A 25,425-nucleotide genomic window follows, 5' to 3' on the forward strand; every position below is an offset into this window, starting at 1 on the left:
CGACTGTAGCGGCCCGTTTCGCGTAACGGAAGGCATGGACTTGCCTAACGGCAGGCGGCGTCTACGTTCATCTTCCAGTCAGGGGCGACACGCTAGATTCTCGGATTATGAACGCCAGACTCGCCAAATTCGCTATCGGCCAGGTGGTCAGGCACCGGATCTTTCCGTTCCGGGGCGTCATCTTTGACGTCGATCCTGAATTCGCCAACACCGAGGAGTGGTGGAATTCGATCCCCGAGGACATCCGCCCTCACAAGGATCAGCCGTTTTACCACCTGCTGGCCGAGAACAACGAGAACACCTACGTCGCCTACGTGTCCGAGCAGAACCTGCTGCCCGACGACAGCGGCGAGCCGGTGGGCCACCCGCACGCCTCGCTGATCTTCGAGGGCTTCGAGGACGGACACTACAACATGCGGCCGCGCATCGCGCACTAGGGGGTTGGGCGTCCTTCGAGACGCGGACCTGAGGGTCCGCTCCTCAGGATGACGAACTCAATGCCCGTCATGGTGAGGAGCGAGCCTCGAGCGAGTGTCTCGAACCACGCACGATCCTGCCGCTGAAAGGCCGAATTCGGGGCGCCTTCGAACGGACTTTGCGCGACGAACGCCCTATCTTCACCCCATGAGCGCAGACGGCTTCAACAGTGGCCCGCCCCCCGGCGCGGCGGCGGACTGGACCATCGACCAGGGGTGGGACGCCTATACGGCGGCGGAGCATGCGGTCTGGGACCTGCTCTACGAGCGGCAGGCCGCCCTGCTCCCCGGCTACGCCTGCGACGCCTTCCTGCATGGCCTTGACGCGCTGGACCTTCACCGCGGCGGCATTCCCGACTTCCGCAAGATCAACGAGGATCTGCGACGCCTGACCGGCTGGACCGTGGTCGCCGTTCCAGGGCTGGTCCCGGACGAGGTGTTTTTCGACCATCTGGCCAACCGCCGATTCCCCGCCGGGCAATTCATCCGCCGCGCCGACCAGCTCGACTACCTGCAGGAGCCGGACATCTTCCACGATGTCTTCGGCCATGTGCCGATGCTGACCGACCCCACCTTCGCCGACTACATGCAGGCCTATGGCGAGGGCGGCCTGCGCGCCGCGGGCCGCGGCCAGCTGCACAATCTGGCGCGGCTTTACTGGTACACGGTGGAGTTCGGCCTGCTCGAGACGCCGAAGGGGTTGCGGATCTACGGCGCGGGCATTGTGTCCTCGCGGTCTGAGTCGATCTTCTCCCTCGATGACCCCTCCCCCAACCGGATCGGGTTCGATCTGGAGCGGCTTATGCGAACGCCCTACCGGATCGACGACTTCCAGCAGGTCTACTTCGTGATCCCGTCGCTGCAGGCCCTGCTCGACGCGACCCTGCAGGACTTCGCCCCGATCTATGAGCGGCTCGACGGCGCCAGCGACATCCCGATCGACGCCGTGCTCGGCAGCGACCGGGTGTTCACCCGGGGAACACAGGCCTACGCGCTGGGCCGATAGGGGACATGTACCCGCTTGGGTACGTGTCCCCCAATCGAGCCAAGTGATTAGGGGGCACGTACCTGCGGTACATGTCCCCGCTTGCTCAGCCCGCCCTGTACTTCAACCCGAACAGTGGCCGCAGGACGGCGACCCGGCGCACGACCTCATAGGTCAGGAGACAGGCGCCGAAGGTCACCGCGATCAGGATCGCCGCTTCCAGCGCCTGGTTCAGCCCGACCTTCGCCAGGTGGTGACCGACCACGACGATCACCGTCTGGTGCACGATGTAGAACGGGAAGACCCCGAGGGTCAGCCAGGTCAGCGCCGGGCCGCCGCGCGTCAGGTGTTTCGCGCCAAAGCCCAGGATCGCCGCGATCGCGCACCACTGGTCGACGGCGTAGACGACCCGCATCAGCTGACGCAGTGCTTCGGGAGGATGGGCGTCGTCGGCGCGATACTGCCAGGCATAGGTCGCGAACACCGCCCAGGCCAGGAGCGCCAGCGTGAGCGCCGGCCAGCGTAACCTCACGAGTTCGTCGCGCAGGGTGAGCGACTTTGCCGTCAGAAAGCCAAACAGGAAGGCGGAAAGGCTGACCGCGTGGTTGTACCAGTCGTCGACCAGGGCGTGGGTGACCTCGAACAGCGGCATCAGCACGATGCGGAAGGCGGCGAGCACGACAATCGGCCAGAGCAGCAGGCCCCAGCCCTTGAGCCCCTCGCCGAGCCGGTCTCCGAGACGTTGCAGCGGCGCCCGCGCGACCTTCCAGGCCAGCGCCAGCAGCAGGCTGTAGACCAGCAGGTAGGCGACGAACCACATGTGGTTCCAGGTCGGGGTGATCAGACAGCCGTCGGCGTCGCACCAGTTACCCGACGCGGTGGCGTACTTGCCGTAGAAGCTCCAGAACGGCTCGGCCAGCTGCGGCGCCTGTTCGAGGATCTCGTAGTAGCTCTGCGGCGGCACGATCACGAAAATGGCGAAGACCAGCGGCGGCAGCAGCCGCCAGGTCCGCGCCCCCGCCAGTCCGCCCGCGCTCATCTTGTCGGCCATGAACCGCGTCGCCGCGCCCGACACCAGGAACAGAAGGGTCAGCCGCCAGGGATTGGTCAGTTGCATGACCGGTTCGAGCCAGTCGACGGGCCGGGGCGTCTTCACATGGAAGTCCCACGGCACGTAGAACATCCCGACATGATAGAGGATCAGCAGGAAGAAGGCGCCCACGCGGATCCAGTCGAGGTCCGGGCGGCGGTCGGCAATCTGGGTCATGGAAAGTGCTCGCCAATGAACGATGGCTCTCAGTCGCCGACGTCGGGCGTGTTCTGCCAGCGCCCCGCCACATGCGGCGTCGCCGACGTGACGAACGGGAGCGCAGCGTGACGGGCGGCGCGGCATCCGGGACGAACGGCTTTGGCCGGACCGGCTTCCTGGCCGGCGCGAGCGCCTCGGCGGCCATCATCCTAGGCTTCACCGTGGTCAACGTGCTGACGATCCAGCACGACCAGCCAGACCTGGACTGGTGGGAGGCCTGGCTCTGGGAGGGCAGCAGCGCCGTTTCGATCATCGCGCTGATGTGGGTTCCCTGGCTGGCCCTGCGCCTTGCGCCGGCCGAGCTGTGGCGCAGTCCGCGCACCTGGGCCGTCCACGGCGCGGCCCTGCTGTTCTGGTCCGCCGCCCATGTCGGCGGCTTCCTGCTGATCCGCCATGCGGTCTACGGGCTTGCCGGCCAGACTTATGACTACGGCGCCCTGACGGACGAATTTCCCTACGAGCTGCGCAAGGACCTGCTCAGCTACACCCTGACCGCCTGCGCCTTCTGGGTGTCGCAGCGTCTGGCCTTGCAGTCCGCCGCCATGGAGCCGGACCGGCCGCCGGCGACCTTCGACATCCGCGACGGCGCGAAGGTCATCCGCGTGGCGATTACCGACATTCTCGCCGTGTCGTCCGCCGGAAACTATGTCGAGGTGCATCTGGCGGATGGCCGCAAGCCGTTGATGCGCTCGCCCCTGGCCGCCGTTGAGGCGCAGTTGTCGCCGTTCGGCTTTGTCCGCACGCACCGCTCCTGGCTGGTCAGCGCCGCGCGGGTGACGGGCCTGACGCCGGCGGGGTCCGGCGACTACGCCGTGCACATCGGCGCGCTGGAAGCGCCGTTGTCGCGCCGGTTTCCAGCCGCGCTTATGAGGTTGAGGGGCGGATGAACCGGGGACATGTACCGAAGGTACGTGTCCCCTAAACCTGCGGCTCGATTGGGGGACACGTACCTTCGGTACATGTCCCCGTGTTAGCGCTGGAACGGATAAAACCCCGTCCCCAGGTCCATGATGCCCGTCAACTCATCCAGGGCGCGGCGGCTCTCGACGAGCAGCTGCGGATCGGCGAGGTCGGAGGGACGCAGGCGGTCGCGGTAGTGGCTGTTCGCCCAGACCGTCAGCCGGTCATGCAGGGTCGCATCGAACCGCTGGGCCGGGTTCGTCGCCGCCAGTTCGGCGTCGGTCAGCACCACCCGCAGCCGCAGGCAGGCCGGGCCGCCGCCATTGCGCATGCTCTGCCGGACATCGACATATTCCACGCGTCCGATCGGACCGTTGGAGGCAATGGCGCGATCCACGGCGGCCTTGGCGCGCGGCGTATCCCGTGTCTCGCCCGGCGCGATCAGCGTCAGCCGGTCCTCGCCGGGCAGCGCCACCAGCATGGAGTTGAACAGGTAGCTGCGAATGGCGTCGTCCAGCGGCAGGTCGGCTGTGGCGACCTCGACGAACTGCGGCTCGAACCGGTCGGCCGCAGCGGCGCGGATGTCGGCCCGCAGGGCGGCGGCATCCTCGAAGGCGGCCTGGTGGTAGAACAGGCAGGACTTCGCCCCGACGCAGACCACGTCATTGTGAAACACCCCGGCCTCGATGGCCGAGCGCGCCTGGCGAGCGAACACCGCGCCGGTGGCGCCGTGGCGACGCGCGACAGCCTCAAACGCCTGCAGCGTCTGCCGAGCGGGGAACCGGCCCTGCCACTGCTCCCAGGCTTCGCGGCCCCAGACGAACAGGTTAACCCCCGCCTCGCCGTGGTCGCTGCACAGCCGCACATGGTTGGCGGCGCCTTCGTCGGCGAAGTGCGGCGCGGTCGGCAGCGGGTCGTGGACAGCGAACCGGGCCTCGTCCGGGAACAGGCGGCGCAGGGCGCGGGCGGTCTGGCCACCCTCAAGGCTGCGGTGAAGGTTGGTCAGCAGATTGGCGGGTGTGAAGTGCACGCGGCCGTCGGCTGCGTCCGCGCTCGGGGTCACGGTCGCGGCGTTGGCGGCCCACATCGGCGAAGCCGAGCAGGCGGTGTTGAGCAGCTCCGGCGCCTGTTTGGCCGCCGTCTCGATGACGGCCGCGTCTGTTCCGGCGAAGCCGATGGCGCGCAGAAAGCCGACGTCCGGCCGTTCGTGCGGCGGCAGGACGAACTGCGGCAGGCCGAGATCGGCCAGCAGCCGCATCTTCGCCAGGCCCTCCAGCACCGCCGCGCGCGGGTTGGACGGATCGCCCTTGTTGTGCTCGCTGGCGAGATTGCCCGGCGCCAGGCCCGCGAAGCTATGGGTCGGCCCGACCAGCCCGTCGCAGTTGGCCTCGACGGCGTGGGTCACGCCCTCAGCCCCTTGATCTCGCCGACGGTCTGCAGCACCGCGTCGGCCTCGAAACTGGCTACGGGATAGGCGCAGTAGTCGGCCGCGTAGTAGGCGCTGGGGCGGTGGTTGCCCGACGCCCCGAGGCCGCCGAACGGCGCCGAGCCGGCGGCGCCGGTGGTCGGGCGGTTCCAGTTGACGACGCCGGCGCGGATCCGCTGCTGGAAACGCTCCCAGCGGGCGGGATCGTCGCTGATCAGGCCGGCGCTGAGGCCGTAGCGGGTAGCGTTGGCCAGGGCGATCGCGCCGTCGAAGGTCGCCGCGCGGCGAACCTGCAGCACCGGCGCGAAGATCTCCTCGTCGGGCGTTTCGTGGTGGCTAACGTCGATAATGCCCGGCGTGATGAAGGCCTCCGACAGACCCTCGATGGCCCGGGCCTCGCGGATCACCTGTCCCTCGAACAGGGCGGCGGCGTCACGGGCCATGCGGCCGGCGCGGGCCGAGATCAGCGGGCCCATGAAGGGCTCGGGCGTGCTGTTCCAGGCGCCGGCGATCAGCCGGTCGGACAGGGCCGCGACCGCCTCGATGACGGCCTCGCCCGCATGGCCTTCCGGCACGATCAGGCGACGGGCGCACGAACAGCGCTGGCCGGTGGTGATGAAGGCGGACTGGATGATGAGGGCGGCGGCGGCCTCCGGATCGGTCGCGTCCCAGACCACCAGCGGGTTGTTGCCGCCGAGCTCCAGCGCCAGGATCACGTCCGGCCGGTCGGCGAAGGCGCGGCGGAAGTGGCTGCCGGCGGCGGCCGAGCCGGTGAACAGCAGGCCGTCGATCTCCTGCTCGATCAGGGCGGCGCCGGTTTCGCGACCGCCCTGGACCAGATTGACCACGCCGGCCGGAACACCGGCGGCTTCCAGCGCCTCGACCAGCAGTTCGCCGGCCATCGGCGTCTCTTCGGACGGCTTCAAGACGATGGTGTCGCCGGCCAGCAGCGCCGGGACGATGTGGCCGTTGGGCAGGTGGCCCGGGAAGTTGAACGGACCGAGCACCGCCATCACGCCATGGGCGCGGTGACGCAGGACGGCGCGCCCGAACGGCATGGCCGTTTCCCTGACGCCGGTGCGCTCTTCATAGGCGGTGATCGAGACATCGACCTTGGCCATCATCGAGCCCAGTTCGGCCTTCGTCTCCCACAGCGCCTTGCCGGTTTCGCGGCTGAGCGCCTCGGCGAAGGCGTCCTTGCGGGCGTCGAGCGCGGCCTTGTAGCGGCGCATGACCGCGATCCGGTCCTCACGCGGCTGGTCGGCCCAGTCCTGGAACGCGGCGCGCGCGGCGGAGACGGCCCGGGCGACGTCATCGACGGTCGCGGTGGCCGCTTCCCAGACCGGCTGGCCAGTGGCCGGATCGATGGAAGTCAGGGCGGGTCCGTGGCCGGAGGACCACTGACCGTTGATATAGAGACCGCGGCTCATGCCTTCACCTTCACCAGATCGCCTTCCCGAACACCCAGCACGTCGGCCGCTTGGCGCGACAGCACGGCCGCCTCGCTATCGACCAGCACCGGCGCGCGGACGGCGCGGAACCGCGCGATATCATGGGTCGAAATCAGCGCGTCTTCACCGAAGGCGTCCTCGCCGAGCCGAACCATCAGGCGTTTCGCCTCCTTGACCGTGCGGATGTCGTCGCGCGGCGCGCCCATGGTCGGGCCGGCGTCGAACAGGTCGACCAGGCCCTGGTAGCGGAAGCCTTCGCGCTCCAGCATCGCCCGGGCGGCCTCGCCGTCGCGGTGCACCCGGCCGACAGCCTTGCGCGCCGCCTCGGGCAGCAGGCCGGTGTAGATCGGATGGCGCGGCGCGAGGTCGAGAATGAACTGGCCGTTGGTCGAGGCGCTCATCAGGTCGGCCTCGTCGAAGGCCAGCGGGAAGAAGCGGTGGGCCACGTGCTCCCAGAACGGGCAGCTGCCGTCCTCGTCGAACCAGCCGCGGAGTTCCGCCAGCACCATCTCGGCGAAGCGCTGCGGCTCGATGCCGATCAGCATGTAGCGCGACTGGGCCAGCAGCCGGCCGGCGCCGCCCTTGCGTTTTTCGGGGCGCAGGAACAGCGAGCCGACCTCCGACCAGCCGGCGCATTCGTTGACCAGCACCAGGGCCTGGTGGTCGAAGCGCATGTCCAGGGTCGGCGACGACTGGGCAAGCGTCACGACGCGGAACGAGAAGAACGGCCGCTTCAGACCGACGCTGGCCTTGACCCCCGCGACGCCGTCGACGCCGCCGGTGTCGGTGTCTTCCAGCATCAGCGTGAACCAGGACTCCGGCGCGGCGACCTCGCCGGCGAAGCTGGCGGCGGACAGGTCGAGGCGCGACCGCAGGGTCGGCTCGTCTTCGGGCAGGCTGGTGAAGCCGCGCCCCGACAGCACGGCCAGCTCCATCAGCTGGTCATAGTCGGCGGGAACGGCGGGACGAACGACCAGCATCAACGGGACTCCATCAGGGCGCGGATGCCCCGCGCGTCGATTTCACCCGACGCCAGTTTCATGAGGATCAGGGCCGACAGCTGCGCGCGTTCGGCGAAGCTGTCCGGCCAGGCGAATTCGGACTCGCTGTGAATATCGCCGCCACAGACGCCGAGGGTGTCGACGTTGGGCAGGCCGACGGCGAACAGGTTGTTGCCCTCGCAGACGCCGCCGGACGGCTTCCAGGCGATCGCCTGGCCGAGCAGGCCGCCGACTTCCTTCACCTTGCCGAACAGCTCGGTCTGGGCGGCGTTGAACGGCTTGGCCGCGCGGGTGATGCCGCCGTGCAGGCTCACGCCGAGGCCATCCCCCTGCCCGACCGTCAGGGCCTCCGCGATGCCGGCTTCGAGCCAGGCGGCGGCGTCCGCGTCGGGGAAACGCACATTGAACCGGACGATGGCGATATCGGGCACCACGTTCAGCGGTGAACCGCCGTCGATCCTGGCGACGTTGAGGGTGACCCCGTCCCGCCGACCGTTGAGCGCGTCGAGCGCGCCGGCGATCCGGGCGGCTGCGGTTATGGCGTTACGGCCTTCGTTGAAGGCCCGGCCGGCGTGAGCCGTGCGGCCCGTGATGCGAATGTGGAAGTTGCCCGAGCCCTTGCGCTCGCTGGCCAGGGTGCCGTTGGGCAGCATCGAGGGCTCATAGGTCAGGCCGACATGACCCAGCCGGCCGAACTCGGCCAGCACGGGACCCGAGGCCAGCGATCCGATCTCCTCGTCCGGGGACAGAAGCACGCGATAGCCGACCTTGCCCGCGTCGCCATGAGTCTCGAACGCCTGGAGGGCGGCGAGAATGACGCTGATCCCGCCCTTCATGTCGGCGATGCCAGGCCCGTTCAGCGCGCCGTCGGCGCGGGCGGCCACCGTCTGGAAGCGGCTCTCGGCCGGGAACACGGTGTCGTAGTGGCCGGTCAGCACGACCTGCACCGGCGCGTCGGGCCGCACGGTCACAGCGATGGCGGGGGTGTGCGGCTGTTCCTTCTCGCGCCCGTCGGCGGCGATCTCGATGGAGGGCGCCAGCGGCCGCAGAACCAGGTCGCCTGGCAGCACGGCGAACGCGTCGCTGAGGAGGCCGACCGTGGTTTCCAGACCCGCCAGGTTGCGGCTGCCGGAGTTGACCGCGCACCAGCCAATGGCGCGGTCAACAACCAGTGACCCCTGTTCGCCGACGGCGTTCAGAACAGACGTCTCTTCCGGTGACAGGCGCATCGGCAGGGTCAATCCAGCTTTACCGACGCCATTGCCGCGGACGAGTGTCGACGCGTGTTTCGGATGAGCGACCCGCCGGAATGGCGCAAGACGGGGATCGCCGTTGCCCCTTGATAGCCGCGCGTTGCCGGAAGGTGAACCCCCTGTGGCGCGGCTAGTAATCCCGCCGCCAGCGGACCGACAGCTTGCCGCCGCCCTCGCCCTGAAGACGCGAGATGATCGACAGATTGCGTTGAACGCGCCATTCGACCTGGGCCGCCGGGCCGTCGCGCCCGCCGCCGATGATCTCGATATAGACGTCGTCGGTCAGGTACTTGCCGCCGGCGACCGTCATCGCTCCCGTCGCGCCGCCGCCGGCGAAGACCAGGCGATCGAGGCCGGCGAAGCTCTTCAGGTTGCCGATGACGTCGAAGCCGCCGCCGCCCGCAAGCGCCGCCAGGGCCGAAGCGAGCTGCGCCGCCTCGAGGGGCGACAGTTGTGATGCAGAAGCCCCGAACAGGATCCGCGACAGCACCTCGTCGTTCGGAAGGGCCGGCGACGAGGTCAGGGTGATCTCGGGTTTGGCGGCCGTCCCGCGCACGCGGATCACCGCTGTCAGCGAGGGGTCCTCGCGGGTGGCGGTCAGGTCCAGCCGGATGCGGTCCGGAGTCGTGGCGAGATAGACCGCGCCCCGCTGATCGAATTCGAAACGCTTGCCGGCGAAGTCGTACTCGCCGCGCACGACCCGGGCGACGCCCTCCAGCACCGGCCGGGCCGTCGTCCCGCCGACGTGGGCGTCCAGCGACAGCTCGGCGTCCAGTCCGCGGCCCTCGACAAAGATGCCGCGCGCCGCCTTCAGCGTGACGTCCAGGGCGACCACGAGTCCGCGTGTCGGCTCGGCCAGCACCTCGGCTTCACCGCGGTCCGGGCGGTTGATCTCGGTCACCGCCATCGGCACCACCCCGCTCGGCGTCGGCGGATTGGCCGCGACGGTGGCGCGGTCGATGGTCAGGGCGCCGGAGACCTGGACCTTGCCGTCCGACGCGCGGTTAATGGTCGTTTCACCCGAGGCGATGGCCGTCACGGCGTCGTTCTTGATCAGCTGGAAGTCCTTCAGGAGGACCTTGAAGGTGCTGATCCCGTCACGCAGGAGGCTGATCCGTCCGACCCCCTCCAGCTTGCCACCGCGGCCGTCCTCCGAGGTGAAGCCGGACACGTCGATCGCCCTGTCAGCCAGATAGGCCGTCAGGGTGACGTTCTGCAGCTTCAGGCCGATGACTCCGTCCTCGAACTCGCCCCCGCGCAGGCTGGCTCCGCCTTCGAGGCGGGGATCGGCGAGCGTGCCGCCGATCGTGCCGGCCATCATGACGTTGCCCGACACGCTGCGCTCGCCGCCGACCAGCAGGTCCCACAGCGGCTTGATCTCGCCGTTGGCCAGGAAGTCGCCGCGCATCGGCTTCTGCCGGGCGATGGCCAGCCGGAAGGGCGCGGCGGACGATTCCACCGGAAGCGTGAGATTGAGCGCCGACTTGAGGCCGCCAGCATTGGTCGCCGTGCCCTTGATCGCCAGAACCTGGTCGTCGAGGGTCGCCTTGACCTCGCCGTTCACAGAGAGCGCCTTGCCAGAGCCGCGCGCACGCGCGTCCCGCAGACTGGCGTCGAGGCTGCCGGTCAGCCGCGATCCCTTGCCCTGCAGGCTGAGCTCGCCGTCGAACTGTCCGGCCAGGTCCTCGTTCAGGGCGCCCAGGGAGACGCCGGCGAGGCTCGCGCGAAGACTGGCGACGTCAGCGTCCGTTCGCAGCGTGATCGTCGCCTTGCCGCCTTCGACATCGAGATTCAGGTCGGCGAAGCGCTGCCCGCCGCCGAAGCCGATCCGTGCGGTCTCCAGCGTCCGGAACTCCGCCGTGCCGAACCGGCCCGAGCCATCGAGCGCCAGGCCGGTATTGCCGCCGCGCTGGGCGAAGAAGCCCGAGCCCTTGAAGCGCCAAGGATTGACCCCGTAGGACCCGCGCCCGTCGATGACCAGCGGCAGGCGTTCGAGCGGGCCGTCAGCGCTGATCGTGGCTTGGGCGAACCTCAGGCCGCTGGCGCCGCGCAGGGCCGCGCTCCGCGCTATGAGGTTCAGCGTCGCGCGCGGGCCGCCGCCGGCGTCGACGATGCGGGCCGAGCCGTTGATCGTCCCCTCGGTCAGGATCGCGCCCGGGCTGATCGCCAGCTGAAGGTCCGCCGTTGACGGCCGGCCCCGTCTCAGCGCCAGGTCCCCGGTCGCCTTGACCCCGCCCGCATCAGCGTCGAGCGCCGTCAGGTCGAGACCGCCCTCGGCGAACCGGAAGGCGGTGCGCGCCCGGGCCGGGCCATACTGGCTGTCGGCGGTGACCGCCACGGCTCCGTCCGTACCGCCCGCTCCGCGCAGGAAGCTCAGAGTCACATGGGCATTGGCCAGGCTGAGGCGCGGAATCTCGACCGTCGCGAAATCGGCAACGAGATCGGCGCGCGGTGCGCCGATCGTCCCGGTGACGGCGCCCGTCCCCCGGGCGTCGCCGGCGAATTCCAGCGGGCCGGCGCGGAACGGGCCCTTGGCGCTCCAGCCCAGCGACAGTTTCAGCGCGCCGGCGGGGCCGACGAGCCCGGCGGCGCGAGCGTTGGCCAGGGCGCCGGTCAGTTCAACGGACTGAACCGCGAACTGTCCTTTGGCGTAGTTCGCCTTGCCCTTGACGCGCGGCGCAGCGCCGAGCAGGCGGTCGAGTTCAGCATAGCCGGTGGCGAAGCCGACGCCCTTGCCGTCCACCGACAGCGCCCAGGGCTTCCCGGTTCCGGACTGTGAGGCCGTCCAGGCCGTGGAGGCGGTTCCCTTGGAGCCGGGCCCCGCCGCGCGCAGGTTGGTGAGTTGCGCGTCGCCCTTGAATGACAGGCCGCCGAGCAGTGTCCGTTCACCCGTCGCATCGAGCTTGAGCGCGGTCCCGACCGCCTTGAGCTTGCGGATCAGCTGGCGACCATCCGACAGCCGCACATACTGGATTTCAGCGATCGGCCGGGCGCCCAGCAGGGCTGCGAGATAGCCGGAGCCGCCGCCGCCCGCGCCGGTGAGAGTCGACTGGACGGTGAGCTCGCCCTTCTTTCGCGCGACGACCACCGGGCCCGACACCCGGGCGGCGGCAAACCCGACGGCCTTGAAGTTCGAGCCGGAGAGCGCGCCGGTGTAGGTCCAGGCGGAGGCGCCGCCGACCAGCCGACCCTGCGACTGGGCGGAGCCGGCGATGAACCGCGTCGCGACGCGGTCCAGAGTGTTGGTCGCCAGGGTGATCGCAAGGCCATCGCGGCCGATCACCCGCTTCGCCGGATCCGCCTGACCCTTGAAGGTCACCGAGAGCGTGGAGCTCTCGGCGCGACCCGTGACATCGTAGAAGCCAGCTTTGGCCCTTGTTCCTGAGGCGTTGAAGCGCACGGCCTCGCCGAAGCGCGGCGCGTAGCGGCTCGTGAGGCTTGAAGCGATCAGCGAGATCCGGCCGCTGGCCGAACCCCCGGCCTTCGTCCAGGCGCCGGAGGCCTGCAACGGCGTCTCGGCGCCGGAGACCGCCAGCGCGGTGAACCGGCCGGCGCCGGGTTTGCCGCCGGCCCGGACTTTCAGCGAGAACGGCCGATCCGCTGCAAGGCCCAGGGATCCGGCGATCGCCCCGCCGCGGGCCTCGGCGGCGTCAGCGATGATCACCAGCGGCTGACCCTTGCCCGTGTCGAGGGCCAGGCCGATCCGGTCGCCGGCATGCAGCCGGCTGCCGACTCCCATCCGGACGTGGGCCGGCCCCCGGCGGACCACATCCAGCGACCCCACGACGTCAAAAAGACCACGGCTGTAGCTGAAGGCCGGCAGGGTCTCGACAACCAGCCGCGCCCTGTCGATGCGGATGGAGACCGGCAGGCTGCGGGACACCGTCTTGGGCGTCAGCGTCGGCCGCCGCAGAACCCGCACACGTCCGGCCGCCAGGCGCTCGGCGTGGAACCGCCGCCGGAGAAGCTCCTGCGAGCGCCAGACGACGACGACATTGTCAGCGTCGAGCCAGACGCCCTTTTCGTCGCTGATCGTCAGCCGCCGGAGCGTGAACTCGCTCCACAGATCGCCGTGCAGACCTTCGATCTTCAGCTTGCCGTACCGGCCGAGCTTGAGTCCGTTCGCCTGGGCCTCGACGAACATCAGGCCCGGGACGGTGTTGACCCCGTATCGCGTGAGCAGTCCGACGCCGCCGACCAGCAGCACGGCCAGAAGCGAAACGAGCATGATCCAGCCGGGTCCGCTCTTCGGCAGCCAGCGGCCCCGGAGCTTTTCCTTCGCAGGAGGCGCGGAGTCGCTCAAAACGCCTGTCCGATGCTGATGTAGATCTGGAACTCGGGGTCGCCCTCACGCTTGTCCAGCGGCACGGCGATATCGGCCCGGATCGGTCCGAAGCCGAGATCATACCGCACGCCGATCCCGACGCCGGCGCTGAAATCCTCGCCGCGCGGATAGGCGTCGGTGCCGATCGCGCCGGCGTCGATGAAGGCGGCCATGCCCCAGCGCTCGGTAAGCTTCTGACGCACCTCAAACGACGCCTCGAACAGCGAAAGACCGCCCTGCGGCGTGTTGTCGGCGAGTCGGGGGCCGATGGCCTGCCAGGCATAGCCGCGCACCGACCCGCCGCCGCCGGCGAAGAACCTGCGCGGCGCCGAGACATCGTCCAGGGTGGCGCCGAAAATCGACCCCAGCTTGACCCGCGTGGCGAGGACCGTCCGCGCCTCCTCGTCGAACGAGAAATAGGCCGCGCCCTGGCCCTGGACGCGGAAATAGAGCGCCTGAACGTCCCCCACGGCCACGGTGGGCTCGGCCGTAGCGGTCAGCCGCCACCCGCGGGTCGGATCAAGCGGGTCGTCCGACCGGTCGAGGGCGAAGGCGGTCAGGACCGCCGTTGTCAGGACGTTGCGGTCTGCGCCCCGGATGGTGGTGTTGTTGATCTGGATTTTCTCGGCGCTTCGGCTGGCGTCCAGCGACAGGCCGAGCGTGACGAACGAGGTCTTTCCGAAGCGCCGGGTGACGTCTCCCGTGGCGAGGAAGCCGGCCGCGTCATAGGCCTCGGTCTGTTCATTGTAGACGCCCGCCACGAGGGTCAGCGTCTGCTGCGGGCGACGCCAGTGCGGCAGGGCGAGCCGCGCCTCGAACCGCTGTTCAAGCTGCGCCAGCCGCAGGGTGTAGGTGGTGATGTCGGCGCGTCCGAGCCGGTTGTAGCGCGTGCGCCGGACATCGAGACCCGGGCCTTCGCTGGTTGAAAAGCCGGCGCTGACTTCGAGGGTCCGCATCGGCCGGTCGTCCAGGGCCACCAGCACCGGCCGCCTGCCCTGCGCGTCGGCCTTGTCCGCCGGCTGAAGCGACACAGACACCGAATCGTAGGCGCCGGTGTCCAGCAGACGGCGCTCGAGCTCGGCGAGGTGCTCGGGATTGTAGACCTCGCCGGTCTTCCAGGGCGCGAGCGCGACAACCCATTCCGGTCGGCTGCGACCGGCCGGATCAACCGTCACCCCGTCCAGCGTCACAAGGGGACCGGCGATGATGCGGAAGGTGGGACGGACCGTCAGCGTCTCGTGGTCGACGATGACCTCGCGCACGCCCGGCGCGGCGTCGGCATAGCCCCGCTTCTGGATCGCCGCGACGATGCGGCCTTCGGCGGCGAGAACGTCGGTCGCCTTGCCGGCGGCGCCGCGACGGATGGCCATGGCCTGTTCCGCGGAGATGATCACTTCGGGCAGCGGTTCCTCGCCGACCCAGGCCACGCCGGCTCCGGCGAAGCGGAATCTCGGCCCCGGTTTGATCATCAGTACGGGCCGAGGCGGCTGACCGCCCTCGTCCGAGTCCGGGTCGACCACATCCGGCGCAACGTCGTAGCCGTAATAGCCCTGGGTCCGCAGTGCGGCGATAGCGTCGTCGGCGGCCTCACGGGCGCGGCGGCGCGCTTCGAAACGGCTTCCGGGCGTCGACTTGGCCTCGCCGACGGCGCGTTCGATCTGCTCGCGCAGCTCAGCGTCGCTGACGCCCTGAATGGCGGCTTTCGGGGACTGCGCCAGCACCGGTCCAGCCATCGCGACGAGCGCGACAGCGGCTGAAACGGCGAAGACGATGCGCACAGGCGCCAAACTGTGTTCCTTTGTCTGCGCCCCACACCCGTTTAGTCGGGCCCGTTGCGGCTGTCACGCCATCCGGCCCTTTGCATGGGCGGCTAAAGTTGCACAAATGCAGGGCAGTCGGGACTTCTTCGGGCGACTCAGCCCGAAACGCACCCGACAGCTTGGGAAGAGCGTTAGGAATGAAGCGTGAAGAGGCCGTTCAGGCTGAAAAAGAAACGGACCCGGACGTGACCGCGACCAGCCTCGTGACCGACGACATTCCGACTGGGTCCTCCCTGACGGAAGCCGCCTATCTCCCGGGGCAGGCCTTCGACGAGATGTACAAGGCCGGCGGCGAGGTGCGGGATCACTACAACGCCGTCCACGCCCGACTGACCACCCTTTCGCCGGAAGCCCTGGCGGACCGGCAGAAGACGCTTGAGCGCTCCTTCCTGCTGCAGGGCATCACGTTCACGGTCTACGGCGCGGAGACCACCACCGAGCGGATCATCCCGACCGATCTCGTGCCGCGGATCATCCCCTCGACCGAGTGGGATCACATCGAGGCCGGCCTGATCCAGCGCCTGCGCGCGCTGAACATGTTCCTCGACGACATCTACGGCGAACAGCAAATCCTGATGGACGGGATCGTGCCGCGGGACCTGGTGCTCGGAGCCCCGTCCTATCGCCGCGAGATGCAGCACCTCTATGTGCCGCACAAGGCCTACGCCAACGTCTGCGGCTCTGACCTGATCCGGGATCAGGACGGCGCCTTCGCGGTGCTGGAAGACAATCTGCGGGTTCCGTCCGGCGTATCCTACATGCTGGCCAATCGCGACGCGGCCAAGCGGACGTTTCCAGGCACCTTCCGCGCGGCCAATGTCCGTCCCGTCGAGCGCTATCCCGACCTGCTGCTGGCGACTCTGAAGAGCATGGCGCCCGACTGGCGGCCCGACCCGCAGGTCGTGGTTCTGACGCCGGGCGTCTACAACAGCGCCTACTATGAGCACGCCTATCTCGCCCGGCTGATGGGCGCGCCGCTCGTCGAGGGGCGCGACCTCGTGGTGCACGAGAACATGGTCTACATGCGCACCACGACGGGTCTGCGCCGGGTGGATGTGATCTATCGCCGGGTCGACGATGACTTCATCGACCCCCTCACTTTCCGCCGGGACTCCGGGCTTGGCGTCGCGGGTCTGTTCAACGCCTATCGCGCCGGCAATGTCGTCATGTGCAATGCGCCCGGCACCGGCGTCGCGGACGACAAGGCCGTCTACGCCTACGTGCCGGAGATCATCAAATACTACCTGGGCGAGGACGCCATCCTGCCCAACATCGAGACCTTCCTGTGCCGCGAGCCGGCGCAGCTGAGCCACGTGCTGGGCAACCTCGACAAACTGGTGGTCAAGGCGGTCGGCGCCTCGGGCGGCTACGGCATGCTGGTCGGGCCGCACGCGTCCCGCAAGGAACGCGAAGCCTTCGCCGAGGCCCTGAAGGCCGATCCGGCCAACTACATCGCCCAGCCGACGATCCAGCTCTCGACGGCGCCCTGCCTGATCGACGGGCGGATCGAGCCGCGCCACGTGGACCTGCGACCCTTCATCCTGTCCGGCGAGAAGATCGTCGTGACGCCGGGCGCCCTGACGCGTGTGGCGTTGCGGCGCGGATCGCTCGTGGTCAACTCCAGTCAGGGCGGAGGGTCGAAGGACACCTGGATCCTAGCCGACGACGCCGCCCGGGAGCCCCAGTCATGATGCTCGCGCGGGTGGCGGACAGCCTCTACTGGATCGGCCGTTATCTGGAGCGCGCCGAGCACTTCTCGCGTCTGGCGGATGTGATGCTCAACGCGACGCTGGACCGGTCCGACGCGGCGGCCCAGACCGCCTACATCGCCCTTTCCGCGGTCGGCGATCCCGACATGGCCCGCGCGGCCCGCACCTATGAAGCCGCCAAGGCCCTGGTGCTGGATCGCGAGGATCCCAACTCGGTGGTGATCTCGCTGTCGCTGGCGCGTGAGAACGCGCGACAGGTGCGCGACCAGATCACCACGGAGACCTGGGAGCGGCTGAACCTGCTCTATCTGCGGATCACCAGCGACAACGCGGCGTCAGCGTTCGAGAGCGGCTCGTCGGCCTACATCCACGACATCATCGCCGACCTGCACCAGTTCAAGGGCGCCGCCGACGCCACCATGAGCCACGGCGAAGGCTGGCGGTTCCTGATGCTCGGCGCCTATCTCGAGCGGGCGCAGCTTATCGCGCGGCTGCTGGAAGTCTGTTTCGGCGACGGCCGCGACGGCAACGTGACCGACCGCATCGCCCTGATGAGCCTGCTGCGGATGGGCTGCGCGCTTGAGCCCTATCTGCGGCGCTACACCGCCGAGATCGAGACGCGGCACATCCTGGAGTTCCTGGTCTTCGACGAGGAGTTCCCGCGCTCGATCCGGTTCGCCACGACGCGGATCGAGGAACATCTGGTCGGCGTTTCGCGACACGTGGAAGGCGGCCTGGCGACGCCGGAACGGCTGGCCGGCCGGCTCAAGGCCCGCCTGCAGTACGCCGATGTCGACGAGCTGGAGTCGGTCGGCGCCAGCGCGCTGCTGGCCACTGTCACCAGCGAATGCGCCCGCATCCACGACGCGATCTTCGACACCTTCGTGGCCTACTCCCTCGAAATGAAGTTGCCAGCCTGATGTTGCTCGAAGTCCGCCACGTCACCCAGTACCACTACGAGCGCCCGGTCCGGGAAAGCGTCATGGAGCTGCGCATGCAGCCCCAGAAGAGCGCCCGCCAGCGGCTGATCAGCTTCGAGCTGGACCTGGACCCGCGCGCGCAGGTGTTCTCCTACGCCGACAGCTTCGGTAACGCGGTCTACCATTTCGACGTCCCGCAGGCGCATGACACGCTGCGGATCGAGGCGCGGTCAGCGGTGGAGACCCAGCCTGACCCGATCCTGCCGGATGCTCTCGACATGGGCGAATGGGACCGCCTGCGCAGCGACTTCGTGCGCGGCGAGTGCTTCGACTTCCTCCGCCCCCATGGCTTCGCCACGCCGTCCGCCGCCCTGGATGTCTTCGTCCAGGAGAAGAACCTCGACGTCCTGCGCCATCGCGACCCGCTGACCGCGATGCGGGCGCTGAACGATGCGCTCTACGCCGCCTTCGACTACGCGCCGGGCGTGACCACGGCCGACAGTCCGATCGATCTTGCGCTCGGCGTCGGCCGCGGGGTCTGCCAGGACTTCGCCCACATCATGATCGCCATCTGCCGGGGCTGGGGCATCCCGGCCCGCTATGTCTCCGGCTACCTGTTTACCGACCGCCAGCATGGCGACCGCTCCGATCCGGACGCGACCCACGCCTGGGTGGAGGTGTTCCTGCCGACGCTGCGCTGGACGGGCTTTGATCCGACCAACAACAGCCTCACCGGCGAGCGTCATATCGCCGTGGCCGTGGGCCGCGACTACGCCGACGTGCCGCCGTCGCTCGGGGTCTACAAGGGCGAGGCCGACAGCCACCTGTCGGTCGCCGTCGCCGTGGGCCGCGCCAAGGCCGCGATTGCCGAGCCGGAGTTCCTGCGCATGGCCCGTCCGACGTTCCCCGGCGGGCGCCGTCGCAGCGGCGAGGACGCGCGCCGCCAGCAGGAACAGCAGCAGCAACAGTAGGCGTCAGGCCCGCATGGCCGCTGCGTGGCCATCGAAAGATACACGGGCGATCCGGCCCAACTGTTTGACCAGCGGTTCGACGGTCGGGATCGTTTCGATGATGAAATCGAAGCCGCTCGCGCGCGAGGTCTTCAGCACCTCGGCCTGGGCCTTGCCGGCCTTGGTCTGCGGAATATCGGCAAGGGCGCTCGAGGCCTCCAGAATGCCGTCCAGCGACATGGTCTGGGTGATCATCAGCCTGTGGACCCCGAGCCGCAGTCGAGGATCGCGAAGATCGGGGAGCCGGTCGCGATGGCGCTCATAGGCGTCGACCTCGCGCCGCGCGCCGGACAGCATCTGCAGGGTGATCCGGCCGAACGGCTCGCCGATCTTTCGTGAGTCGTCGGCCATCTTGAGGATGGTCGTGAAGGTGAAGATGATCTCGCCGATCAGAAGCGCCGCTTCCTGCTCCCGCTCGCGCCGTCGCAGCCAGGCCTCGAAGCGGCCCGCCAGAAAGCCGCCGAGCGTCGCCAGCAGCGCGCCCAGCACCACGGCGATCAGCGTATCTTCCGGCACGCCGAAGTTTGGAATCTCCCTGACCATGCCGAACAGTCGGTCAGGTTCCACCGAAAGTCACGCGGGGACAGGGCGATGGGCGGGTGGGCACTCCACTTGCCGCCGGGAACGGACTCTGCACTGATCGTCCAGTCCCGCAGCCAGGATCTTGGCGGATGCGCAATCGAACCCTCGTCCCTTTCCTGGTTCTGATTCTCGGGCTTGTCGCCGGGCCGGCAGCGCCCGGCCCGGCACGGGCCGAACGGCTGGCCTTCGTCGACATCAGCGTCCTGGACGGAACCGGCGCCCCCCCTGCGCTTCACCGGACGGTGCTTGTGGCCGACGGCCGGATCGTCGCGATAACCGGACTTGAGCGGCCGCCGCCCGGATACCGCCGGATCGACGGGCGGGGCAGGACGATCCTGCCGGGCCTCTGGGACATGCATGTCCACAGCCTCTGGTCGTCGGAAATCCCCGGCGCCTTCTTCCCCCGGTTCGTCGCCTACGGCGTCACTGCGGTGCGCGACATGGGTGGCAACGAAGCAGGGTTCGAGGCGGCTCTCGCGGTAACGGCCGCCCACCCTGCCTGGTCGCCGAGGGTTTACCGGGCCGGGCGGATTCTCGACGGGCCCGAGCCCGTGGACCCGTCCATCTCCATGGCCGTGACGACGCCCAAGGACGCCATCGCCGCGGTCGATCAGCTCGCTGATCAGGGCGTGGATTTCATCAAGGTCTACACCTTGCTGCCTCGCGACGCCTTTCTGGCTGCAGGACGCCGCGCCGGCGAGCGAGGCCTGTCGGTGGTCGGACACTTGCCGGCCACAGCCACCGTGGATGACGCCATCTCCATCCGGATGGCCGGCATCGAGCATATGCAGGCCGAGATCGGCGGCTATTGCCCCAAGGCGGACCGGCAGGCTTGCGAACCCGTATTCAGTCGCCTGATTGCGGCTGGCGTCGCACAGTCGCCGACGCTCCTGCCGCGCTATCGCCGCGCCTATGCGGCGACCCACCCTGGCTGGGGGCGTGATCCTGAGCTGGTCCGGCTGCCGCCCTCGGTCGTCAACTATTGGCAGGACGATCTGGCCGACAAACTGGCCGCTTCCGCCGAACTGGCCGCCCGTCGGATGTCTGACCACGACCACGAGATCTGGATGGCCAGCAGGCTCATCAGCAAGCGGGCGCCCCTCCTCGCGGGATCCGACACCGGCACGCCATTCGCCTGGCCAGGACTGTCGCTGCACGAAGAGCTGGCCTTGCTGGTGAAGGCGGGCCTCACGCCCGGCGATGCCATCGCGATCGCCACCGGCGGGGCGGCCCGCTTCATGGGCGCCGGCGGCCATTCCGGCCGGATCGCGCCCGGCTATGACGCCGATCTCGTGGTTGTCGAGGGAGATCCGTCGAGAGATATCGCTGATCTGCGCCGAATCGTGGCCGTCGTTCGCGGCGGCGTGTTTCTGGATCGAACGACGCTGGCCAGAATGCTGGCGTCCGGAGCATCAACTCCCGCGACGAAGTGGTAGGCCGGGTGGGGGTCGAACCCACGACCATTCGATTAAAAGTCGAATGCTCTACCACTGAGCTACCGGCCCGCTTGCGCGGCGCCGTGAAGCGCCTTCTGAAGCGGCGCGGACCATAGGGGCGAGGCCTCTGCGCCGCAAGCGCCGAACGCTTGGCGTGAACCGTCCACCGGGGTTAGCATCGCGTCATGCGCACGTTCGTCCTCGCCGCCGCGGTCATGATTCCCTGTTTCGCCGCTACCGGAGCGTCCGGTCAGCAGACGCAGCAGACGCCGCCCCAGGTGCAGACAACCGACCAGATCAACCGCGGCAGCGTCACCGGCGCCGTCTCCGCGCCGATGCGCGATCTCAATCTTCTGCGCTCGAAGATCCCGCCGGTGCTGCTGGCGGCGCTGGAGGACCCCTACAAGCGGCCCAAGCCGGCCACCTGCAGCGAGCTGATCTCGCTGCTGCGGCCGCTGAACGAGGCTCTGGGGGCCGATATCGACGAGCCGGAATCGGCCGACGACCGGGCGTTGATCGCCAAGGGCAAGGACGCCGCCGGCGATACGGCCCTGGGACTCGTCGCCTCGGCGGCGCAGGATCTGATCCCGCTGCGGGGCTGGGTGCGCAAGCTGACCGGCGCCGAACAGCACGACAAGCTGGTGCGTTCGGCGATCATCGCCGGCGGGATCCGCCGCGCCTACCTGAAGGGTCTGGGCGAGGCCAGGGGCTGCAACCCGCCGGCCACGCCCACGCACGTGAAGTCCGAGATTCCGCCGGCGCCGCCCAGGCGGAAGGGGCCGAGGTTCCCGATTCGCTAGGGACCCGAGGGGACATGTACCGCAGGTACGTGTCCCCTATTTCAGGCCCGCCTTGAAGTCGCGGCGGAACGCCTCGAACCGGCCCTCGGCGATCGCGGCGCGCATGGCGGCGGTCAGGGCCTGGAAGAAGGCGATGTTGTGCCAGCTGAGCAGCACCTGGCCGAGGATCTCCTCGGACCGGATCAGGTGGTGCAGATAGGCCTTCGAGTAGCCGCTGCTGGCTGGACAGGCGCTGGTCTCGTCCAGCGGCGTGTCGTCTTCGGCGAACCGCGCGTTCTTCATGTTCAGCGGGCCGGACCAGGTCCAGGCCTGGCCGTGACGGCCCGAGCGGGTCGGCAGGACACAGTCGAACATGTCCACGCCCCGCGCCACCGCCTCGACCAGGTCGATGGGCTTGCCGACGCCCATCAGGTAGCGCGGTCGGTCGGCGGGCAGCATGGCCGGGGCATAGTCGAGCACCTCGCACATGGCCTCGTGCCCTTCGCCCACCGCGAGGCCGCCGATGGCGTAGCCGTCAAAGCCCGTCTCGGTCAGGCGGTCCGACGACTCGCGCCGCAGGTTTTCGAAGGTCGAGCCCTGCTGGATGCCGAAAAGGGCCTGGCCGTCGCGCTCGCCGAACGCTGCCTTGGAGCGGGCGCCCCAGCGGGCGGACAGTTCCATGCCCTGGCGCGCTCTCGCTTCCTCGGCCGGCCAGGCGACGCATTCGTCCAGTTGCATGACGATGTCGCTGCCCAGCAGGTCGGCCTGGATCTCGATCGACCGTTCGGGCGTCAGCACGTGTTTGCTGCCATCCAGATGGCTGGCGAAGGTGACGGCCTCCTCGGTGACCTTGCTGATCCCCGACAGGCTCATGACCTGAAACCCGCCGCTGTCGGTGAGGATCGGTTTGTCCCAGCGCATGAAGCGATGCAGGCCGCCCAGGCGCTTCACGCGCTCCGCGCTCGGCCGAAGCATCAGGTGATAGGTGTTGCCCAGCAGGATGTCGGCGCCGGTCTGAGCGACCTGGTCGACCGTCAGCGCCTTCACCGTTCCCGCCGTCCCGACCGGCATAAAGGCCGGCGTGCGGATATCGCCGCGGGGCGTCTTCAGAACGCCGGTGCGGGCCGCGCCGTCGGTGGCTGTCAGTTCAAAGGGGAAGACGCTCATGAGGCCGCGCGGAATAGCAGGCTTGAATCCCCGTAGGAATAGAAGCGGTAGCCGGTCGCGATCGCGTGCGCGTAGGCGGCCTTCATCGTTTCGAATCCGCTGAAGGCGCTGACCAGCATGAACAGGGTCGACCTGGGCAGGTGGAAATTGGTCATCAGCACGTCCGCCGCGCGGAAGCGGTAGCCGGGCGTGATGAAGATCGCCGTCTCCCCGGCCCATGCGCTGATCTCGCCCGCCTCGGTGGCGGCGCTTTCCAGCAGACGCAGCGAGGTGGTGCCGACACAGACGACGCGGCCGCCCGCGGCGCGCACCGCGTTCAGCGCTACGGCGGTCTCCGCGGACACTTCCCCGTACTCGGCGTGCATCCGGTGGTCGTCGGTGTCGTCGACCTTCATCGGCAGGAAGGTGCCGGCCCCGACATGCAGGGTGACGAAATGCTGCGATACGCCTGCCGCCGCCAGCCGGGCCAGCAGGTCCGGCGTGAAATGCAGGCCCGCCGTCGGCGCGGCGACCGAGCCATCCTCACGGGCGTAGACGGTCTGGTAGTCGGCCCGGTCCTGCTCGTCCTCGGGCCGTTTGGCGGCGATGTAGGGCGGCAGGGGCATGTGGCCGCGGCTGTTGATGGCGATGTCGAGGTCAGGGCCGGACAGGTCGAAAGCCAGCTCCACCTCGCCGCCCTCACCCTTGGCGACCAGGGTGGCGTCGAGCGCCGCGCCGTCACAGGCCCGGTCGGACGAGGTCCCGAACCGGACGCGGTCTCCGACCTTCAGCCGCTTGCCCGGGCGCATGAAGGCGCTCCAGCGATCAGGGCCGAGGCGCTTGTGCAGGGTCGCCTCGACCGCAACGGCATGGCCGTCGCCGCCGCCCTCCGACCGCGCTTCGCGCAAACCATCGAGCCGCGCCGGGATCACCCGCGTGTCGTTGAACACCAGGGCGTCGCCTGCCCTCAGCAGCGAGGGCAGGTCGCCGACGGTCAGGTCCGCCAGCCCCTCCCCCGGCCGCACCACGAGCAGCCTCGCCGCCTCTCGGGGCGTGACAGGTCGCAGGGCGATCAGGTCGTCGGGCAGGTCAAAGTCGAAATCGGCGACGCGCATGGTGGCGGAAGCGCCACGCCCGCGCCTTCCCGTCAAGCGCCCGATGGACAAACCCGGTTCGGCGTGGCGTTGATGCGCCGAGCAATTCAGGGGATTTCCATGCGCCACCGGACCCTCGTCCTGGCCGCCGCCTTGCTGGCGATGACCGCTGCAGGCTGCAACCGCAAGCCTGAGAAGCAGGCCGAGGCCCCGGCCGCGCCGGTCGCCCCCGCGCCGCCGCCGGCGCCCGTCGAGCCGACGCTGGCCGTCGCGGACGGCTATCGCCACCAGTCGGGACTTGACGCCTCCGGCTACTATCTCAGCCCGTCCAACTTCAAGGTCGGGGCTTACCAGTTCTCGCACCTGGCCATCGGCGCGCCGAGCGACTTCCAGACCTGGGAGAAGGGTGATCGCGCGTCGACCTTCGGTCCGATCCTGATCTCGTTTGACGACACCACCAGCCCGCTGGTCTCCAATGAACTGGGCGGCGAGGGCCACGCCGTTTCAGTGCGCGTGCTTCCAGACGCCTACAGTTTCGACGCCGGAAAGCTGACCTTCCGCGGCCGCGACCCGAAGCTGGGCGACGTGGTGTTTGTCGGCGCCTTCGACCAGGCCGCCCTGGCCCGGGCCCGCGCGGAGGGATCCACCCAGGCGACCGTGCTGACCGGCGACCTGAAGGTCGGCGCAGCGCCTGCACGCAAGGTCGCTCTTACCTATTTCGTTGGTGACTGAACCTGCACAGGGCCTGCATGGGCCTCGTGCTAGATCAGGGACGTGACAACGATTCTCCGCGTTTTTTCCGAGCTCCTGCGCGCCTTCGCCCTGCTGATGGCGGCGGGCTTGTCCCTGCTCGCGCTGGCGGCGCAGGGCGGTCGGTTCAGCGACCGGCTGGATGTGCTGACCCATTTCACGCCGATCTGGCTGGGCGGGCTGATCAGTGCCGCCGCGCTCTGGGCGATCACCGGGCGGCAGGGGCGGACGACGCCGGTGCTGGCCCTGATCGGCGGCCTTTCGGCCCTGACCCTGATGATCCCGGAATGGAGTGCGGCAAGCGCCCGCACCGGCGGCAAGGTCGATGGCGAGACGCTGAAGATCGTCCAGTTCAACCTCTGGGGTCTCAACCGCGATCCCGGCGCCACGGCCCGCTGGATCCTCGCCACCGATCCGGACATCATCGTCATCGAGGAGGGCTTCGACCGCTCGCGGGTCGTGCTCAAGGCGCTGAAGGCCCGATATCCCCACCGCTCGACCTGCGCTGAACCCTCGCCGTGCTCGACGATGATCCTGGCGAAGCGCCGCCCGGTCGCCGAGGGCGGCCTGTCGGGTGTTGTCTCCAGCGCCGAGCTCTCCGGAGCCTGGGCGACCTTTGCGGACTCCAGGGGGCCGTTCACGGTCGTCGGGGTCCACTACACCTGGCCGTGGCCGGCCGGGCCGCAACAGCAACAGACGCTTCGGCTGGCGAAGGTGATCGAGGGCTTTCCCAAAGACCGGCTGATCGTCTCCGGCGATTTCAATTCAACCCCGTGGTCGTTCTCTCTTCGCCGTCAGGACCGTCTCTTCGGCCTGCAACGGCGGACGCGGGCGATCGCCAGCTGGCCCGCCGGCGACTTCACACGCCTGCACTTCGAGATGCCCGTGCCGCTGCTGCCGATTGACCACGTCTATGCAGGCTCCGACTGGCGGACCGTGGATGTCCGTCGGGGGCCGATGCTGGGATCGGATCACTATCCCGTGGTGATCACCCTGGCGCCGGCGGCCTGACCGCCCCGCGCCAGGGGATACACGCCATGGCCCGCCGAGACGG

Annotated in this window: 20 protein-coding genes and 1 tRNA gene; 10 read left to right on the forward strand and 11 right to left on the reverse strand. The window is 69.0% G+C overall.

Going from position 1 to position 25,425, the window contains the following annotated elements:
* Positions 1-107: 107 nt before the first annotated feature.
* On the forward strand, positions 108-437 hold the full coding sequence (hspQ, locus tag AC3WJT_RS14920) for a heat shock protein HspQ (protein WP_492343924.1): 330 nt from the start codon (positions 108-110) through the stop codon (positions 435-437).
* Between the two features lie 187 nt (positions 438-624).
* Positions 625-1,482 (forward strand): phenylalanine 4-monooxygenase, encoded by an 858-nt coding sequence (phhA, locus tag AC3WJT_RS14925; protein ID WP_492343925.1) that lies wholly within the window; start codon positions 625-627, stop codon positions 1,480-1,482.
* 85 nt (positions 1,483-1,567) lie between these two features.
* On the opposite strand, the gene AC3WJT_RS14930 is transcribed toward phhA, so the two are convergent.
* Complete coding sequence (locus AC3WJT_RS14930) at positions 1,568-2,728, reverse strand: acyltransferase family protein (protein WP_492343926.1); 1,161 nt, start codon at positions 2,726-2,728, stop codon at positions 1,568-1,570.
* Between the two features lie 107 nt (positions 2,729-2,835).
* On the opposite strand from AC3WJT_RS14930, the gene AC3WJT_RS14935 reads away from it, so the two are divergent.
* Complete coding sequence (locus AC3WJT_RS14935) at positions 2,836-3,657, forward strand: LytTR family DNA-binding domain-containing protein (RefSeq protein ID WP_492343927.1); 822 nt, start codon at positions 2,836-2,838, stop codon at positions 3,655-3,657.
* Between the two features lie 83 nt (positions 3,658-3,740).
* Here the strand turns inward: AC3WJT_RS14935 and astB are convergent, their stop codons facing one another.
* From astB to AC3WJT_RS14965, 6 genes are all read right to left on the reverse strand, one after another.
* Positions 3,741-5,075 carry an N-succinylarginine dihydrolase gene (gene astB, locus AC3WJT_RS14940; RefSeq protein WP_492343928.1) on the reverse strand — a complete coding sequence of 445 codons (1,335 nt, stop codon included), beginning with the start codon at positions 5,073-5,075 and terminating at the stop codon, positions 3,741-3,743.
* Positions 5,072-6,526 carry a succinylglutamate-semialdehyde dehydrogenase gene (astD, locus tag AC3WJT_RS14945; protein ID WP_492343929.1) on the reverse strand — a complete coding sequence of 485 codons (1,455 nt, stop codon included), beginning with the start codon at positions 6,524-6,526 and terminating at the stop codon, positions 5,072-5,074. The genes astB and astD overlap by 4 nt, the downstream gene beginning before the upstream one ends.
* Positions 6,523-7,527: an arginine N-succinyltransferase gene (locus tag AC3WJT_RS14950; RefSeq protein WP_492343930.1), complete on the reverse strand. Its 1,005-nt coding sequence runs from the start codon at positions 7,525-7,527 to the stop codon at positions 6,523-6,525. Before AC3WJT_RS14950 ends, astD begins: the two co-directional genes overlap by 4 nt.
* The gene (locus AC3WJT_RS14955; protein WP_492343931.1) at positions 7,527-8,777 is read right to left on the reverse strand and encodes a hydrolase; all 1,251 of its coding nucleotides are present in this window, start codon (positions 8,775-8,777) and stop codon (positions 7,527-7,529) included. The genes AC3WJT_RS14950 and AC3WJT_RS14955 overlap by 1 nt, the downstream gene beginning before the upstream one ends.
* 154 nt (positions 8,778-8,931) lie before the next feature.
* Positions 8,932-13,029, reverse strand: coding sequence for a translocation/assembly module TamB domain-containing protein (locus tag AC3WJT_RS14960; RefSeq protein ID WP_492343932.1), 4,098 nt, complete (start codon positions 13,027-13,029; stop codon positions 8,932-8,934).
* 71 nt (positions 13,030-13,100) lie between these two features.
* A complete protein-coding gene (locus AC3WJT_RS14965; protein ID WP_492344188.1) occupies positions 13,101-14,903 on the reverse strand; it encodes an autotransporter assembly complex protein TamA in 1,803 nt (600 codons plus the stop codon).
* A gap of 317 nt (positions 14,904-15,220) precedes the next feature.
* Here AC3WJT_RS14965 and AC3WJT_RS14970 point away from each other — a divergent pair, with 317 nt between their 5' ends.
* Genes AC3WJT_RS14970 through AC3WJT_RS14980 form a run of 3 tightly spaced genes read left to right on the forward strand, consistent with a single transcriptional unit; the run spans position 15,221 to position 18,545 of the window.
* Positions 15,221-16,636: a circularly permuted type 2 ATP-grasp protein gene (locus AC3WJT_RS14970; protein ID WP_492344189.1), complete on the forward strand. Its 1,416-nt coding sequence runs from the start codon at positions 15,221-15,223 to the stop codon at positions 16,634-16,636.
* Positions 16,633-17,574 (forward strand): alpha-E domain-containing protein, encoded by a 942-nt coding sequence (locus AC3WJT_RS14975; protein ID WP_492343933.1) that lies wholly within the window; start codon positions 16,633-16,635, stop codon positions 17,572-17,574. The genes AC3WJT_RS14970 and AC3WJT_RS14975 overlap by 4 nt, the downstream gene beginning before the upstream one ends.
* Positions 17,574-18,545: a transglutaminase family protein gene (locus tag AC3WJT_RS14980; protein WP_492343934.1), complete on the forward strand. Its 972-nt coding sequence runs from the start codon at positions 17,574-17,576 to the stop codon at positions 18,543-18,545. The genes AC3WJT_RS14975 and AC3WJT_RS14980 overlap by 1 nt, the downstream gene beginning before the upstream one ends.
* A gap of 3 nt (positions 18,546-18,548) precedes the next feature.
* On the opposite strand, the gene AC3WJT_RS14985 is transcribed toward AC3WJT_RS14980, so the two are convergent.
* Complete coding sequence (locus tag AC3WJT_RS14985; protein WP_492343935.1) at positions 18,549-19,151, reverse strand: hypothetical protein; 603 nt, start codon at positions 19,149-19,151, stop codon at positions 18,549-18,551.
* A 104-nt stretch (positions 19,152-19,255) separates the two neighbouring features.
* Between AC3WJT_RS14985 and AC3WJT_RS14990 the strand changes: the two genes are divergently transcribed.
* A complete protein-coding gene (locus tag AC3WJT_RS14990; RefSeq protein WP_492343936.1) occupies positions 19,256-20,602 on the forward strand; it encodes an amidohydrolase family protein in 1,347 nt (448 codons plus the stop codon).
* Here the strand turns inward: AC3WJT_RS14990 and AC3WJT_RS14995 are convergent.
* Positions 20,597-20,671 (reverse strand) — tRNA-Lys (locus AC3WJT_RS14995). The genes AC3WJT_RS14990 and AC3WJT_RS14995 overlap by 6 nt on opposite strands.
* 116 nt (positions 20,672-20,787) lie before the next feature.
* Here AC3WJT_RS14995 and AC3WJT_RS15000 point away from each other — a divergent pair.
* Positions 20,788-21,402, forward strand: a complete 615-nt coding sequence (locus AC3WJT_RS15000) for a hypothetical protein (RefSeq protein ID WP_492343937.1) — start codon at positions 20,788-20,790, stop codon at positions 21,400-21,402.
* 36 nt (positions 21,403-21,438) lie between these two features.
* Here the strand turns inward: AC3WJT_RS15000 and tgt are convergent, their stop codons facing one another.
* Together tgt and queA are read right to left on the reverse strand one after the other, a co-directional pair.
* Positions 21,439-22,548: a tRNA guanosine(34) transglycosylase Tgt gene (tgt, locus tag AC3WJT_RS15005; RefSeq protein WP_492343938.1), complete on the reverse strand. Its 1,110-nt coding sequence runs from the start codon at positions 22,546-22,548 to the stop codon at positions 21,439-21,441.
* Positions 22,545-23,642, reverse strand: coding sequence for a tRNA preQ1(34) S-adenosylmethionine ribosyltransferase-isomerase QueA (queA, locus tag AC3WJT_RS15010; protein WP_492343939.1), 1,098 nt, complete (start codon positions 23,640-23,642; stop codon positions 22,545-22,547). The genes tgt and queA overlap by 4 nt, the downstream gene beginning before the upstream one ends.
* 99 nt (positions 23,643-23,741) lie before the next feature.
* On the opposite strand from queA, the gene AC3WJT_RS15015 reads away from it, so the two are divergent.
* Both AC3WJT_RS15015 and AC3WJT_RS15020 read left to right on the forward strand, forming a co-directional pair.
* Positions 23,742-24,353 (forward strand): hypothetical protein, encoded by a 612-nt coding sequence (locus AC3WJT_RS15015; RefSeq protein WP_492343940.1) that lies wholly within the window; start codon positions 23,742-23,744, stop codon positions 24,351-24,353.
* A 42-nt stretch (positions 24,354-24,395) separates the two neighbouring features.
* Positions 24,396-25,382 (forward strand): endonuclease/exonuclease/phosphatase family protein, encoded by a 987-nt coding sequence (locus AC3WJT_RS15020; RefSeq protein WP_492343941.1) that lies wholly within the window; start codon positions 24,396-24,398, stop codon positions 25,380-25,382.
* Positions 25,383-25,425 lie beyond the last annotated feature (43 nt).

This window comes from Caulobacter sp. FW305-C-30-S16 (genome assembly GCF_058783025.1).